At 63.1% G+C, this 14,695-nt stretch carries 13 protein-coding genes; 8 read left to right on the forward strand and 5 right to left on the reverse strand.

Annotation, left to right across the window (positions count from 1 at the left end):
- Nucleotides 1–58: 58 nt before the first annotated feature.
- Complete coding sequence (gene gluQRS / locus ACPPVP_RS39475) at nucleotides 59–958, reverse strand: tRNA glutamyl-Q(34) synthetase GluQRS (RefSeq protein ID WP_426528932.1); 900 nt, start codon at nucleotides 956–958, stop codon at nucleotides 59–61.
- Between the two features lie 127 nt (nucleotides 959–1,085).
- Here gluQRS and ACPPVP_RS39480 point away from each other — a divergent pair, with 127 nt between their 5' ends.
- On the forward strand, nucleotides 1,086–1,778 hold the full coding sequence (locus tag ACPPVP_RS39480; protein ID WP_426528934.1) for a DNA-3-methyladenine glycosylase family protein: 693 nt from the start codon (nucleotides 1,086–1,088) through the stop codon (nucleotides 1,776–1,778).
- Here the strand turns inward: ACPPVP_RS39480 and ACPPVP_RS39485 are convergent.
- Nucleotides 1,735–2,622, reverse strand: a complete 888-nt coding sequence (locus tag ACPPVP_RS39485; protein ID WP_426528936.1) for a LysR family transcriptional regulator — start codon at nucleotides 2,620–2,622, stop codon at nucleotides 1,735–1,737. The two genes, ACPPVP_RS39480 and ACPPVP_RS39485, sit on opposite strands and share 44 nt — an antisense overlap.
- A 196-nt stretch (nucleotides 2,623–2,818) precedes the next feature.
- Here ACPPVP_RS39485 and ACPPVP_RS39490 point away from each other — a divergent pair, with 196 nt between their 5' ends.
- The 5 genes from ACPPVP_RS39490 (at nucleotide 2,819) to ACPPVP_RS39510 (ending at nucleotide 9,838) form a co-directional block, all read left to right on the forward strand.
- Nucleotides 2,819–3,793, forward strand: coding sequence for an NAD(P)H-dependent flavin oxidoreductase (locus tag ACPPVP_RS39490; protein WP_426528938.1), 975 nt, complete (start codon nucleotides 2,819–2,821; stop codon nucleotides 3,791–3,793).
- Nucleotides 3,794–3,845: 52 nt separating this feature from the next.
- Nucleotides 3,846–5,033, forward strand: coding sequence for an ABC transporter substrate-binding protein (locus ACPPVP_RS39495; RefSeq protein WP_426528940.1), 1,188 nt, complete (start codon nucleotides 3,846–3,848; stop codon nucleotides 5,031–5,033).
- Nucleotides 5,034–5,128: 95 nt separating this feature from the next.
- Nucleotides 5,129–6,661 (forward strand): acyl-CoA synthetase, encoded by a 1,533-nt coding sequence (locus ACPPVP_RS39500; protein ID WP_426528942.1) that lies wholly within the window; start codon nucleotides 5,129–5,131, stop codon nucleotides 6,659–6,661.
- Nucleotides 6,662–6,880: 219 nt separating this feature from the next.
- On the forward strand, nucleotides 6,881–7,978 hold the full coding sequence (locus ACPPVP_RS39505) for a DUF2855 family protein (protein WP_426528944.1): 1,098 nt from the start codon (nucleotides 6,881–6,883) through the stop codon (nucleotides 7,976–7,978).
- Between the two features lie 99 nt (nucleotides 7,979–8,077).
- Complete coding sequence (locus ACPPVP_RS39510; protein WP_426528946.1) at nucleotides 8,078–9,838, forward strand: flavin-containing monooxygenase; 1,761 nt, start codon at nucleotides 8,078–8,080, stop codon at nucleotides 9,836–9,838.
- Nucleotides 9,839–9,853: 15 nt separating this feature from the next.
- Here the strand turns inward: ACPPVP_RS39510 and ACPPVP_RS39515 are convergent, their stop codons facing one another.
- Complete coding sequence (locus ACPPVP_RS39515) at nucleotides 9,854–10,363, reverse strand: DUF2380 domain-containing protein (protein ID WP_426528948.1); 510 nt, start codon at nucleotides 10,361–10,363, stop codon at nucleotides 9,854–9,856.
- Between the two features lie 59 nt (nucleotides 10,364–10,422).
- The gene (locus tag ACPPVP_RS39520; protein WP_426528950.1) at nucleotides 10,423–10,947 is read right to left on the reverse strand and encodes a DUF3280 domain-containing protein; all 525 of its coding nucleotides are present in this window, start codon (nucleotides 10,945–10,947) and stop codon (nucleotides 10,423–10,425) included.
- Between the two features lie 255 nt (nucleotides 10,948–11,202).
- On the opposite strand from ACPPVP_RS39520, the gene ACPPVP_RS39525 reads away from it, so the two are divergent.
- A complete protein-coding gene (locus ACPPVP_RS39525) occupies nucleotides 11,203–12,573 on the forward strand; it encodes a histidine kinase (RefSeq protein ID WP_426538299.1) in 1,371 nt (456 codons plus the stop codon).
- A 2-nt stretch (nucleotides 12,574–12,575) separates the two neighbouring features.
- The gene (locus tag ACPPVP_RS39530; protein WP_426528952.1) at nucleotides 12,576–13,256 is read left to right on the forward strand and encodes a response regulator; all 681 of its coding nucleotides are present in this window, start codon (nucleotides 12,576–12,578) and stop codon (nucleotides 13,254–13,256) included.
- A gap of 205 nt (nucleotides 13,257–13,461) precedes the next feature.
- Here the strand turns inward: ACPPVP_RS39530 and ACPPVP_RS39535 are convergent, their stop codons facing one another.
- Nucleotides 13,462–14,226 carry a 2-keto-4-pentenoate hydratase gene (locus ACPPVP_RS39535; RefSeq protein WP_426528954.1) on the reverse strand — a complete coding sequence of 255 codons (765 nt, stop codon included), beginning with the start codon at nucleotides 14,224–14,226 and terminating at the stop codon, nucleotides 13,462–13,464.
- Between the last annotated feature and the right edge of the window lie 469 nt (nucleotides 14,227–14,695).

The following is a 14,695-nucleotide window of genomic DNA, read 5'->3' on the forward strand; positions in this document are numbered from 1 at the left end:
CCTTCCTCTGCCGCGACCAGCATGACACGCGATGGCAGCCGATGTCACGGAGACGTTTTCAGCAACCCCCAGTAGTACTACGGGCGTCCTCGGGCAGGCCGACGAGGCTGCGAATCTCCGCGGGCGTGACACCTTGCCCGCGCAATTCGCGCAAGGCGGTCGCTTGCGTCGATTTCGAAAGCTTATGACCCGATGAATCCTCGATGAGCCGGTGATGCCGATAGGCGGGCTGTGGGATACCAAGCAATTGCTGCAGCAGCAGATGCACGCTGGTCGACCAGAACAGGTCCCTGCCCCGCACCACGTCGGTGACGCCCTGCAGGGCGTCGTCGATCACAACGGACAAATGATAGCTCGTGGGCGTCTCCTTGCGCGCCAGGATGACGTCGCCCCAGGCCTCAGGTCGTGCGGTGACGACGCCGCTTTCGCCGCCCGGGCCCTCGCCAAATTCTTTCCAGCTCAGTCCCCCGGCACGTGCGCGGGCCGCCGCCATGTCGAGCCGCAGCGCGTAAGGGATACCTTGCGCGATCAACTTCCGGCGCCGGTCCGGCGACAGCGATTTCGCGGCGCCCGGATAAAGCGGCGCCCCGTCAGGATCGCGCGGCCAGGGCGCGCCGGCTTCGCGCTGCGCGACCAGACGGGCGATTTCCGCGCGGCTCTCGAAGCTCGGATAGATCAGGCCTTGGCCTGCCAGTCCTTCGACCGCCTCCCGATAGCGCGCAAAATGCTCCGATTGCCGCCGCACCGGCGTTTCCCAGGATATCCCGAGCCACGTGAGGTCTTCATAGATCGCCGCCTCGAATTCCGGCCGGCATCTGGTGGCGTCGATGTCCTCGATCCGCAGCAGGAATCTGCCCCCGGTGTGGCGCGCGAGGTCGAAATTCAGCAGCGCCGAATAGGCATGGCCGAGATGGAGGTAGCCGTTCGGGCTGGGAGCAAATCGGAAAACGGGTGGCATGATCCTCCAAACAACAGTCATTGCCGCTCGACCAGGCAATCCATCGTGCAAGAGCCTTTTACGATATAAGATCGGTGCGTGGGTCAACCCCGCGCATGATGATCCCGCGAGTCGATAGCATTCCGTAATGACCATCCACCTCAGCAGCCAGTCCGACCTCGAAGACGCCGTCCACGCCCTGGTCAAGCAGGACGTGCGGCTAAAGCCGATTTTTGAGCTGACGGGCATGCCGGCGCTGCGGCAGCGCGAGCCGGGCTTTGCCGGCCTTGCCGCGATCGTCACCGGCCAGCAGCTCTCCACCGCGAGCGCCTCAGCGATCTGGGGACGCCTCACGGCCGCGTTCGATCCGTTCGACCCCGAGCCGATCCGCAAAGCGCGGGCCCAGCGCCTCGGACGGCTCGGCCTTTCGGCCGCCAAGATCAAGACGCTGAAAAACATCGCGCGCGAACTGGCCGCCGAGCGGTTGAACCTCGAGGTGCTGGCGGAAGAGGACGCCGATGCCGCGCACCATACGCTGACGGCGTTGCATGGCATCGGCCCGTGGACCGCCGACGTCTATCTGCTGTTCTGCCTCGGCCATGGCGACGCCTGGCCGGCCGGCGATATCGCGATACAGGAAGCGGTCAAGGTTGGCCTTGGCCTGCAGGCGCGCCCGACCGTCAAGCAGATGGCGCCACTGGCGGAGCCGTGGCGTCCGTTGCGCGGCGCGGCGGCGCATCTGTGGTGGAGTTATTATCGTGTGCTGAAGAAGCGCGAGGGCGTGCTGGCCGACAAGGTCACCCCCGCAGCCGCACCCGGTCCTCGCGCGCGGAAGCCGTGACGAAATCGATCACGGCGCGCACCGCGGGGAGTTCGACCAGATCGGGGTGCGCGAGCAGCCAGAGGTCGGCCACGCTGGCGAGCTTCTGCGGCGCAACGCGGATGAGATCCGGATAGGCGGCCGCGACAAAGCAGGACAGCGTTGAAATGCCGAGGCCCGCACGCGCCGCGGCGAGCATGTCGCCCTGCGAGGAACACCGCATCACCATCGAGCCCTGCCGCGTGATCGCATCGCTCCAGCGCGCCAGACGCTCGTTCGACAACCGGTCGGCAAAGCCGATCACGCTGTGGTCTTTCCACTCGTCGCGCCGTTCGGGGAGCCGCCGCCGCGCGGCGTAATCCCGCGAGGCATAGAAGCCGGTGCCGAGCCGGCCGACCTTGCGGCCGATCAAATTCTCTTCGCCGCTGTCTACCGGCCGCAGCACGACATCGGCCTCGCGGCGGCGCACGCTGGCCGGATAGGGATGGGTAATGATCTCGAGCTGGATATGGTCATGCGCGCGCAGGAACGCACCGAGCTTCGGCATCAGCCAGTGCGAAGCGAGCGTCGAGCCGATCGACAGCTTGACGACGCCGCGCGCCTGCGCCCCGGTCGCCGAGACCGCTGCTTCCGCACGCAGCGCCGCCGCCGCCATTGCCTCGACATGCTCGCGAAACTTGCGGCCCTGCGCGGTCAGCGAAAGGCCGTCATTGGAGCGCGCGAACAGGGGAATGCCGAGTTGGCCTTCCAGTTCGGCGATCTTGCGGCCGACCGTCGGATGGCTGGAGCGCAACCGCCGCGCGGCCGCGGCAAAGCTGCCAGTCTCGGCCACCGCGACAAACGTCTTGCACAGGTCCCAGTCCATTGATCCTCGCGGCCGCCCTGTTCATTCCTGATTGATTACCTGTTCAATATTGAACGGATGGAGTGTGCCGTCCAGCCCTATAATGGACGGCAACAAGCGCGAGGCCAGCGGCTCCACCCCGGCCTGATGCGCTCAAATCAACATCAATGGATGCGCGCCTGGCCTGGCCGGCCTTACGCAACAAAGGAGGAACCGAATGTCGCTGCCCGCTTCGCTTGCCAATTCACTCGAACTGCCCGTGGTCGGCTCGCCGCTGTTCATCGTATCCGGGCCCGAGCTCGTGATCGCGCAGTGCAAGGCCGGCATCGTCGGCTCCTTTCCGGCGTTGAACGCCCGCCCCGTCGAGAAGCTCGACGAGTGGCTGAGCCGGGTCGAGAACGAACTCGGCGAATACAAGGCGCTGCATCCGGAGAAGAAGGTCGCGCCCTACGCGGTCAACCAGATCTGCCACGCCTCCAACGACCGGCTGATGAAAGACATGGAGACCTGCGTAAAGCACAAGGTTCCGATCATCATCACGTCGCTGCGCCCGCCGATCGAAATCGTCGAGGCCGCGCATTCCTATGGCGGCGTGGTGTTCCATGATGTGATCAACGTCAAGCACGCGCGCAAAGCCGCCGACCACGGCGTCGACGGCCTGATTCTGGTCTGCGCCGGCGCCGGTGGCCATGCCGGCACGCTGTCGCCGTTTGCGCTGCTGCGCGAGGTCAAGCAGTGGTTCAAGGGCACCGTCCTGTTGTCGGGCGCGATCTCCGATGGCTGGGGCATCGCGTCGGCGCTCGCGCTCGGCGCCGACATGGCCTACATGGGCACGCGCTTCATCGCCACCGCGGAAGCCAACGCCGATCCGGCCTACAAGGCGGCGCTGGTCGAGCACGCCGCGCACGACATCGTCTATTCCAACCTGTTCACCGGCGTGCACGGCAACTATCTCGGGCCCTCGATCGTGGCCGCGGGCCTCGATCCCGACAACCTGCCGCAAAGCGATAAGACGAAGATGAATTTCGGCTCCGGCGGCAACACCAAGGCCAAGGCGTGGCGCGACATCTGGGGTTCGGGCCAGGGCATCGGCCAGATCGCGGATGCGCCGCCGGTGGCCGAACTGGTGGAACGGTTGAAGGCCGAATTCGCCGACGCCAGCAGCGACTTTCTCAACCGAGCGCGCGCCTAAGACGCACCGGTTTTCAAAGCGGCCAATCAAACAAAACAGAGGGACGGAAACCATGAGAGTCTCGCGACGATTATTGACTATTGGATTCGCGTTGTTGGGAACTACGGCCGCTCTCGCCGACGACGCCAGGGACGAGATCCGCATCGGACAGACGCTGCCCTATAGCGGCCCGGCTTCCGGCTTCGGCATCATCGGCCGGGCGCAGGAGGCCTATTTCGAGAAGATCAACGCGGAAGGCGGCATCAACGGCCGCAAGATCAAGTTCATCAGCCTCGACGATGCGTACTCGCCGCCCAAGACGGTCGAACAGACGCGAAAACTCGTCGAACAGGAGGAAGTGCTGCTGATGTTCGGCTCGCTCGGGACCGCCACCAACAACGCGGTGCATCGCTATCTCAACGGCAAGAAGGTGCCGCAACTGTTCGTGCTGAGCGGCGCGACCAAATGGGCCGACCCGAAGAATTTCCGCTGGACGATGCCGGGAATGGCGGCCTACCAGTCCGAAGGCATCGTCTATGCCAAGCATATCCTGCGGACCAAGCCTGACGCCAAAATCGCCATCCTTGCGCAGAACGACGATTTCGGCCGCGATTACGTCGCCGGCTTCAAGCGCGGCCTTGGAGACAAGGCCGCGACCATGATCATCTCGGAAGCAACCTACGAGACATCAGCGCCGACCATCAGCTCGCAGATTGCGACGCTGAAGGCCTCCGGGGCCAACGTGATATTCGGCGTCGTGCTCGGCAAATTCACCTCGCAGATGATCAAGGGCGTCGCCGAGATCAACTGGAAGCCGGACCTGTTCTTCGTGCCGACCTCGGCGTCATCGATCTCGTTCCTCGAACCAGCCGGCCTGGACAACGCCGTCGGCCTGATCTCATCCAGCAACGTAAAGGACACGCTGGACGCGCAGTGGGCCAATGACCCCGGCGTGAAGGAATATTTCGCCTTCATGAAGCAGTATCTGCCGAATGCGGATTTGACCAATTCGAACTATGCTGCCGGCTATCATTACGCCAGCCTCATGGTGAAGGTGCTACAGGCCTGCAAGGACGATCTCAGCCGCGAGAACATCATGAAACAGGCGGCCTCGCTGCGCGAGGTGCCGCTGCCGCTGCTACTGCCGGGCATCGCGGTATCGACCGATGCCGACGACTATCTGCCGTTCCAGCAATTGCGGCTGCGCCGCTTCGACGGCAAAAGCTGGATCGGCTTCGACGACATTCTGGATGACGGCTAGAGCGTGATCCGGAAAAGTGGACGCCGGTTTTCCGAAGAGATCATGCTCAAATAAAAAGAGTGGGCTTGCGGGCCCGGCCGGCCAAGGAGGACAATTTGACATCGATCATCAGCGGCGAACGCCAGATCAACTATCCCGAGATCCATGCCCGCATCGCGCGGGCGGCGGCGGGTTTCAGGGCGTTCGGCCTCAGTGGCGGCGTGCCTGTCGGCATGATGCTGCGCAACGATTTTGCGTTCTTCGAAGTCTCGGCCGCGGCGGCGGCGCTGGGCAGCCCGGTGGTGCCGATCAACTGGCATCTGAAGGCCGAGGAAGTCGCCTATATCCTGGCCGACAGCGGCGCGAAAATCCTGGTCTGCCATGCTGATTTGCTGCCGCAGATCGAAGACGGCCTGCCCGGCGATATCAAACTGCTGGTGGTCAGCACGCCGCCGGAAATCGCTGCCGCGTTCAATGTAGCACCCGCGCTGACGCAGGTCCCCGACGGCATGACGGATTGGGACCGCTGGCGCGACACGCATGCGGCGTCGCAGGACGCGCCGATCGGCAGCGCGCCGATGTTCTATACGTCGGGCACCACCGGCCTGCCCAAGGGCGTGCGCCGCAAACCGATGACGCCGGAACAGGCCACGGCCTCGGCGCGGGTCGGCGGCATCGCCTATGGCGTCAAGCCGAACGAGAATCAGGTTATCCTGATGAACGGCCCGATGTACCATTCGGCGCCGAACTCCTATGGCATGCTGGCGTTCCGCAGCGGCTGCACTATCGTGCTCGAACCGCGCTTCGATCCGGAAGACATGCTGCAACTGATCGAACGCCACCGCATCACACACCAGCACATGGTGCCGACGATGTTCGTGCGCCTGCTGCGGCTGCCGGATGAAATCAAGCGCCGCTACGATCTGTCGTCGCTGCGCTTCATCGTGCATGGGGCCGCGCCCTGCCCGCCGCAGGTCAAGCGCGCCATGATCGCGTGGTGGGGCCCGGTCATCAACGAATATTTTGGCTCCACCGAAACCGGCATTCCGGTGTGGCATTCCGCCGAAGAGGCGCTGGCAAAACCCGGCACAGTCGGCCGCGCCATCGTTGGCGGTATCGTCAAAATTTTCCGCCCGGACGGTTCGCTGTGCGACGTCGACGAGCCCGGTGAAATCTTCATGCGGCAGATGTCGGTGCCGGATTTCGACTACCACGGCAAGGCCGAGGCGCGCGCCGAGGCCGGCCGCGACGGCCTCGTCAGCGTCGGCGACGTCGGCTATCTCGACGAAGACGGCTATCTCTTCCTGTGCGACCGCAAGCGCGACATGGTGATCTCCGGCGGCGTCAACATCTATCCGGCGGAGATCGAGAACGCGCTGATCGGCATGGACGGCGTGCGCGACTGCGCGGTATTCGGCGTGCCCGACGACGAATTCGGCGAACGGCTGTTCGCCTGCATCGAGCAGGAAGCGGATGCGGCGCTTTCTCCGGCCGCCGTGCAGGAATTCCTGCGCGGACGCCTCGCCAATTTCAAGGTGCCAAAGGACATCCAGTTCATGGACGCGATGCCGCGCGAAGCGACGGGAAAGATTTTTAAGCGCAAGCTGCGCGATCTGTATACCGAAGGACGACTGCGCGCGTTGGCGTGAGCCGTTGCCCTCTCCGCGTCATTGCGAGGAGCGAAGCGACGTAGCAATCCATCTATCCCCGCGCAGAGAGGTGGATTGCTTCGCTTCGCTCGCAATGACGGAGAGGCAGTTCGAAACATCCAATACAATCCGAACACCGTTTTAAACATCATTGCTGTTGCAAAACGGTCATCGGACGGCGCAAAGATTGCTGCATGTGATCAGCAGGGGATCGAAGCCATGCCATCCACCGAATTCGTCGTCGCCCGCAACGATCTGCAGCAATGCAAGGTGATCGAGACGCAACTGCCTGACGCGGCTGCGCTACCCGATGACGCGTTGCTGGTGAAGGTCACGCGCTTCGCCTTCACCGCCAACAACATTACCTACGCCGTGCTCGGCGATCGCCTGAAGTATTGGCAACTGTTTCCGGCGCCCGAGGGTTTCGGCAACGTTCCGGTATGGGGGCTTGGCGAGGTGATTGCCTCGAAGCATCCAGCCATCGCCGCAGGCGAAACGCTGTTTGGTTATTTCCCGATGGCGACGCATCTCGTCATCGAAGCCGCCGACGTCAGCAAACGCGGGCTGCGCGATGCCGCCGCGCACCGGCAGGGTGTGGCGCCGGTTTATAATGCCTATACGCGGGTCAGCGGCGATCCGGCGTTTGCCGGGAAGCAGGGCGACTATCAGGCGCTGCTGCGGCCGCTGTTCATGCTGTCGTTCCTGGTCGATGACTTTCTCGCCGAGAACGAATTTTATGACGTGAAAAGCGTGATGCTCTCCTCGGCTTCCAGCAAGACCGCCTACGGGCTGGCGCATCTCCTGCATGCGAGAGGCAACGGCATCAAGGTGATCGGCTTGACCTCGGCGGGCAACACGTCCTTCGTCAAATCGCTCGGCTGCTACGACGAGGTCGTGACCTATGACAACGTCACCTCGCTGCCGGCGAATTCCGCGGTCGCCTATGTCGATATGGCCGGCAACAGCCCATTGCGCGCAACGTTGCACGGGCACTTCGGCGAGCAAATGAAATACAGTGGAATCATCGGGCTCACGCATCGAAAATCGTCGCCCGATGAACAGGCGCAGGTACTGCCGGGCGCCAAGCCACAATTTTTCTTCGCGCCGGACCAGATCCGCAAGCGCACCAAGGAATGGGGACCGGCCGGCTTCGGCGAGCGGTTTGGCGCCGCGTGGGCCGGCTTCGCGCCAAACCTCGATCAATGGATGAAGGTGAGCGAGCATCGCGGGCCTGCGGCCGTGCAACGCGCCTATCTCGACACCCTCAACGGCCGCGTGCCGCCGGATCAGGGGCTTATCCTGTCGCTATCGGAATAGGCGGCATCTCGTCACGCCCTTTCTGCGCCGTCCCGAATGGGTATAGGCTTCGCAGACAGGGAAACGCCGCAACAGACGGCACGTGAATGAGAAACGCCCATGCTCGACAGGACGGACGACAGTTCGGTAGCCGCCGACAACTGGCTTGCGCAATTCGAGGAAGCGCTCGGAAAGCCCGATGAAGCGCTGCTGTATCAGCTGTTCCATCCCGACAGCTACTGGCGCGACGTGCTGGCGCTGAGCTGGAATATCCAGACGCTGAACGGCAGAGACGCGATCCTGGAGGCGCTGCCGCCGCTGGCCCGCAACATGGCGCCGGGCGGCTTTGCGATCGCCCCCGATCGCGCCGCGCCGCGCAAGGTGATGCGCGCGGGCACCAACGCGATCGAGGCGATCTTCAAGTTCGAGACCCGGGTGGGACGCGGCAGCGGCATCATCCGCCTGATCCCGGACGAGCACGACGGCAACCGCCTCAAGGCCTGGACGCTGCTGACCGAGCTCGGCGAGCTCAAGGGTTTTGAGGAACAACTCGGCGTCAATCGGCCGCGTGGCAATGCCTACTCGCGCGATTTTCGCGGCCCCAACTGGCTCGACCTGCGCAAAGCCTCGGTTGCATACGCCGACCGCGACCCGACCGTCCTTGTCATCGGCGGCGGACAATCCGGGCTTTCCATCGCCGCGCGGCTGAAACAGTTGAACGTCGATACGCTGATCGTCGACCGCGAAAAGCGCATCGGCGACAACTGGCGCAAACGCTATCATGCACTGACGCTGCATAATCAGGTGCAGGTCAATCACCTGCCCTATTTGCATTTCCCGCCGAACTGGCCGACCTACATTCCAAAGGACAAGCTCGCCAACTGGTTCGAGGCCTATGTCGAGGCCCTGGAGCTGAATTTCTGGACCGAGACCGAGTTCGAGGGCGGCAGCTATGACGAGAAGGCTGGCCGCTGGACTGTGACGCTGCGCCGCGCCGACGGTGCCAGGCGCACCATGCATCCGCGCCATGTCGTGCTGGCGACCGGCGTCAGCGGCATTCCGAGCGTGCCTGAGATCGCCGGCCTGAAGGACTTTGCCGGCGAGGTGATGCATTCCAGCCAGTATGACGACGGTGAGAACTGGAAGGGCAAGCGCGCCATCGTGATCGGTACCGGCAACAGCGGCCACGACATCGCGCAGGATTTGCATTCGAGTGGCACCAACGTCACGCTGTTTCAGCGCTCTTCCACGCTGGTGGTCAGTATCGAGCCCTCGGCGCAACTGGTCTATGCGCCTTACAACGAAGGCACGCTGGAGGATAACGACCTGATCGCGACCTCGATGCCGCTCAAGCTGGCGCGCAAGAGCCACGCGTTGACGGCGGAAAAATCCAAAGTGCTCGACCAGGAATTGCTCGATGGCCTGGAGCGCGCCGGCTTCAAGATCGATTTCGGCGAAGACAATACCGGCTGGCAGTTCAAATACCTCACCCGCGGCGGCGGCTATTATTTCAACGTCGGCTGCTCCGACCTGATCGTAAAGGGCGATATCGCGCTCCGGCAGTTCGCCGATCTCGACGCGTTCACGGCCGCCGGTGCCAGGATGAAGAGCGGCGAGACTATTCCCACCGACCTCATCGTGCTCGCGACCGGCTACAAGCGGCAGGAGGAGCTGGTGCGAAAACTGTTCGGCGAAGCCGTCGAAAAGCGCGTCGGCACGATCTGGGGCTTCGGCGAGGAGCAGGAACTGCGCAACATGTACACCCGCACCGGCCAGCCCGGCCTCTGGCTGATCGCCGGCGGGCTGGCGCAATGCCGCATCGGCTCAAAACACCTCGCGTTGCAGATCAAGGCGATCGAGGAAGGCCTGCTGCCGCGCTGACGCCTGCGCTGCCGCTCACCATTCGCCGTGATCGAGGATTTGCCCGGCAAGGAAGGATTCCGCCCGGCGCCAGGCCGCGTCGTTGTCGCCGCGGAAGCTGATATAGCGATCGAACACGACTTTCCGCGCTTTCACGTCGATGACGTCGAATTTCGCCTGCTGTATCAGCGTGCTCATCTTGTGAAAGCGACCAATCAACAGATGGGTGGCGCCGGCCTCCTTCGCCTTGCCCAGCAGTTGACTGTCATGGATGTCACCCACCGAGCAGGCGTTTGGCGGACATTCAAGCGCTGCATTCGCTATCTTTCCGCTCGCTACCAGATCGCTGCGCAAGGCGGCTTCGAATTCACGCAGCCGCCGGCGGTGGTCGGCGCTTTGATCGATCGCCTCACCCGAGGTGTCGACATAGTGGATTTCAGCGACGGCGAGCACGAGCGTCGGCGCCTCCGCCCGGCCTGGCCGGACAGAACAGGTGCAAACAACAGCGGCGGCGGTCAAAGCGAGGCTCAACATCCGTAACTTCATCAGATTTTCCATCGCAAACGGTTCCTTTTCATTGCGTAGCGTGCGTTTCGTTCCGGCAACTATTTCGCCTGCTCCAGCAGACGGTTCTGGATCAGCCAACGCGCCCCGCGGCTCCAGGCCACATTGGCGCCCATACGCAGATCCGTCTGCTCGACCGCGACGATCGTCCCGGATCGGGCGTCGCGAATCCTGTAGGTGACCGCGTATTCAGTTCGGGAGACGCGCGTGACGATCCCGATCATCGACTGATCTGCGTCAAGGCCGGCGGCGATCCTGGCTTCGCAGCCGTCGCAATCCCGCAACTTGCCTGCTTTCGCCGCCTGGTCGTTCACGGCGCTGACGTCGACCAGTTGGTAGCGCCCGGATCCGGCGATCAGCCGCCGGGCTTCTTCCGCCGAAAGCCGCAATTGCTCGCGGTCGATGTCATCAGGGGGGACGTAGCCGGCCGCGCCGCTGAAATCCTCCAGTTCGAACGGAAAGACCGCAATTTTGATCGGAGATGGCGCGACCGTCGCGGCAGCCCCAGCCGTCACGAGCGACGCAAGCATGATTGCCGGAGCAAGGATAAGGGCGATGTCGCGCATGGGTCACCTCGAACTGCCTCGGAACTGCTTGCTCGTCGCGACATCGCCCGATCTGCCGGCTTTCCGAAACGGCAGCTTTCCCTGGATCGACCGGGTGAAATACCCGATCTTGTCCTGCCGCTCTTGCCCCGCTTTCTTCCCGGCGTAATTTGCCTCACTATTCGAAGCCATTGCGAGGAATCTCGGCGAGGAACCCTGGCGAGAAATCCTGGCGAGAAATCCTGGGGAGGAAGCTTGCGACAGGCATCCAACTCCGTGGCGAACCGGCCGCCCGCCATCGATCTGAAGCTGCGGCTGGCGTTACGCGTCGCGGCGCTTGCGGCCGTCTGCTTTGTCGCCGTCGCGGCCTACACCTTGTTTGACAGCGACCGTGTCGCCAGGGCCAAAGCGAGCCGTATCGCCGAGATTGTGGCGAGGGATCTCTCGTTGCAGCAATCGCAGGCGCAGTGGCTCTCCGTGTCCATCAACGCAACGCCGGATTTGCAGGGGATCGCCGCTTTGATGGAGCCGGGGCTCTGCATCGCTTACCGCGACAACGCCGGCGCGTTTCGCCAGGGCGTCTGCAGCGGGGCGCCCGCCGAGGAAACGGCCGCGCCCGAAATCTTCGCCTCGCTCTACCGCGCCATCTTTCGCCCGGGTGAACCGGTCTCGATGCCGGTCCTCGTGGCCGGCAGTGCCCGCGGCATGGCCGTCGCCACCTTCGATCCCGCCACGCAGATCGGCCAGAGCTGGCGCGAGGCGAGCCGGCTGCTCTCCATCATGGCGTTCGCGCTGTTGGGGCTGTGTGTTGCGGTCTATGCCACGCTGGCGCGCGCGCTGCGGCCGACCCAGGCCATTGGCGCCGGGCTCCGGCAACTGGCGGCGAACGATCTTTCCGCGCGCCTCCCCCGTTTCGATCTCGCCGAATTGTCTGTCATCTCCGGCGTCTTCAACACCCTTGCGGAACGGCTGCAGACCACGCTTGCCGAACGCAATGCCTTGACGCGAAAGCTGATCGAAGTGCAGGACGAGGAGCGACGCCATCTTGCACGCGAGTTGCACGACGAATTCGGCCAGTCGCTTTCCGCCATCGCGGCACAGGCCGCCGCCGCCACCCACACCGCGGAGCGCGAATGTCCGCCGCTCTACGAGGAATGCCGGGGCATCTCGCGCACGACGGCGCATATGATGGAAACCCTGCGCGGCGCGTTGGTGCGCCTGCGTCCGCCCGATGTCGAAGAACTCGGCCTCACAATCAGCCTCGAAAGCCTGGTGGCGAGCTGGAACGGTTTTGAGAAGGGCCGCACCCGGTTTGAGATTGCCGTCATTGGCGCGGCCGACGATTTGCCGCCCGGTGTCAGCGCCAGCCTTTATCGTATCGCGCAGGAGGCGATCACCAATGCGGCAAAGCACGCGCACGCCAGGCGCGTGCAGCTGCGTCTCGAGGCCGGAGATGCCGAAATCGCCCTGACCGTCGAGGACGACGGCGAGGCGAATGGCGCTAATGCTGCGCCGAAGGCCGGCATGGGACTGCTTGGCATGCAGGAGCGCGTGGTCTCGCTCGGCGGGACCTTGCAATTCGAGCGGCGCGAGGCCGGCGGCGCCCGGCTTGTCGCGCGCATTCCCACCATGCGGGCGGAGTTTTAGACATGGCAGCCGTAGGGATGGCTGACGCCGCAGGCCGCACGCGCGTAATGCTGGCGGACGACCATGCCATCGTGCGCGAGGGCTATCGCTCGTTGTTGCAGAAGCAGGATCGCCTTGAGGTCGTCGCCGAAGCCGACAACGGCGCCGACGCCTATCGCGTCTACAAGGAAGCCAGGCCGGATCTCGTCATCATGGACCTGTCGATGCCGGGAATTGGCGGGGTCGAGGCCATCAGGCGCATCCGGCAATGGGACAAGTCCGCGCGCATCCTCGTCTTTACGATGCACCAGAGCGCCGCCTATGCGGTGCAGGCGATCAAGGCGGGTGCACGTGGCTTCGTCACAAAAAGCAATCCGCCCGAGGCGCTGCTGCGCGCCATCGCCGAGGTGATGGCCGGACGCATCGCACTCAGCCCCGACATCGACCACGAACTCGCCATCAGCAGCCTTGCTGACGAGCCCTCGGCGATCGACGCGCTGAGCCCGCGGGAATTCGAAATCCTGCGCATGCTGCTGGCGGAGAAATCCGTGGATGAGATCGCAAACACGCTGCATATCAGCGTCAAGACCGCAGCCAACACCCGCTATCAGATCCGCGCCAAGCTCGGCGTCGCCTCCGACATCGAATTGGTGCGCCTGGCGCTGCGCCAGCGGATCATCGCGGCGGAGGATATGGGAAGCTAGCCTAGCGTGTACTCATAAAATCGGGACAGTCAAAATCGGGACAGTCGGCTTAAACACCGTTGATGTCCGCTTGTCCCTCAGAAGCGACGCAAATGCAGACAAGCCGCGACGCTCGCGAAGGGCCAACAGGCGATTCGCCGGTTGGAACCGAGATCGGTCCTGTGCGCAGCCCCAGAGCCGAAAGGAACGGCTCGCGGCTTCGTACTCAAGCCTTCGAAATTCCCATTTCGACCCGACCGATACCGGAAAATTCCGCAAAGGCCACGTCACCGGGTGTGAGTGGGAACTGGCGGACAAACGATCCGGTCATGACGATGTCATTTCGGCGGAGACAACGACCGTACTCGCCGAGCTTCCGGGCAAGCCACAAGACCGAGTTAAGGGGATTGTCGAGTACGGCACTTCCCAATCCGCTCGCCATTTCTTGCCCGTTGATATTGATATACGCTGAAACCTTATCAAGCGCCAACTCCGGCGTTAGGCGCACCGGCGCTCCAGCAACAACAGAGCGTGCCTGCCCGTTGTCCGCCATCAGCAGCATCACCTGACGTGGATCGCCACGCGTCTCGATAATCTCGAACGATGGCTGGACTACATCAATCGCCTCGCGCACCTGCGCCATAGAAACGGTACCATCGAGCCCATGGGTAAGGCGGACGCAGAGTTCAGTTTCGATGCCGGGATTAATCAATTCGGTGCTTCCGAACACGTGCCCGGACGGCTGTGTTTCCAATAGGCAGGCGAATATTGGTTCGTGAAACCCAAACTGCTCTTGAATGGCCTTGGCAGTGAGACCGACCTTCCAACCTATTTGACGCTCTCCGGCGGCGACACGTCGGTCGATCAAGGCAAGTTGGATACGATAGGCATCATCCAATGTAAGCTTGTCATAGTAGGCGCGAGGGAAGAATTCGCCGCGTTTGCGCGCGATCCAAAAATCTTCAATGGCAGCGGCCAAGTCAATTGCCATGCGCATCTCCCTTACTCATTCGCAATCGCCGAGAACGGGATGGTCACAATCAGGCCAGCAAGACGCTAAATCCGCTAAAGCCAGTAGAACACATTTGGCGGAAGACAGCTAGGTTTGCGGGAGACAAACTATGTGCACGAGGTCCGATCAGGGTCATCAGGCGACATCGCAAAGAATGTGGCCGCCAGCTCGGGTCTTACTTTTTGTGAAGCCGAGATTTGCACCAGGCTCCGTGGTACGGTGATGGCGTATGGAGCAACTGAGGCGACCTTACTTACTCATGCGATCGCATGAATGACCACCGCTGGCAGGCCGCGCGGTCCGACCGAGCGTCTGCTTTGGGTTAAAATCCGAAGAACTCACCTTGAGCACAACTGGTCTGCTGCGCTCCCCGACGCGGAGGTCTCGTCTGGCCGTCTGTGAGTACACGCCCTAGTCTAGTCTGGCGGAAATGTGCCATGCGCAAATC

The organism is Bradyrhizobium sp. McL0615 (assembly GCF_049993905.1).
Classification (GTDB): Bacteria; Pseudomonadota; Alphaproteobacteria; order Rhizobiales; family Xanthobacteraceae; genus Bradyrhizobium.

Coding starts and splice junctions, on each gene's coding strand:
- gluQRS (WP_426528932.1), bottom strand. CDS start 958: ATGCCACCCGTTTTCCGATTTGCTCCCAGCCCGAACGGCTACCTCCAT.
- ACPPVP_RS39480 (WP_426528934.1), top strand. CDS start 1,086: ATGACCATCCACCTCAGCAGCCAGTCCGACCTCGAAGACGCCGTCCAC.
- ACPPVP_RS39485 (WP_426528936.1), bottom strand. CDS start 2,622: ATGGACTGGGACCTGTGCAAGACGTTTGTCGCGGTGGCCGAGACTGGC.
- ACPPVP_RS39490 (WP_426528938.1), top strand. CDS start 2,819: ATGTCGCTGCCCGCTTCGCTTGCCAATTCACTCGAACTGCCCGTGGTC.
- ACPPVP_RS39495 (WP_426528940.1), top strand. CDS start 3,846: ATGAGAGTCTCGCGACGATTATTGACTATTGGATTCGCGTTGTTGGGA.
- ACPPVP_RS39505 (WP_426528944.1), top strand. CDS start 6,881: ATGCCATCCACCGAATTCGTCGTCGCCCGCAACGATCTGCAGCAATGC.
- ACPPVP_RS39510 (WP_426528946.1), top strand. CDS start 8,078: ATGCTCGACAGGACGGACGACAGTTCGGTAGCCGCCGACAACTGGCTT.
- ACPPVP_RS39515 (WP_426528948.1), bottom strand. CDS start 10,363: ATGAAGTTACGGATGTTGAGCCTCGCTTTGACCGCCGCCGCTGTTGTT.
- ACPPVP_RS39520 (WP_426528950.1), bottom strand. CDS start 10,947: ATGCGCGACATCGCCCTTATCCTTGCTCCGGCAATCATGCTTGCGTCG.
- ACPPVP_RS39530 (WP_426528952.1), top strand. CDS start 12,576: ATGGCAGCCGTAGGGATGGCTGACGCCGCAGGCCGCACGCGCGTAATG.
- ACPPVP_RS39535 (WP_426528954.1), bottom strand. CDS start 14,226: ATGGCAATTGACTTGGCCGCTGCCATTGAAGATTTTTGGATCGCGCGC.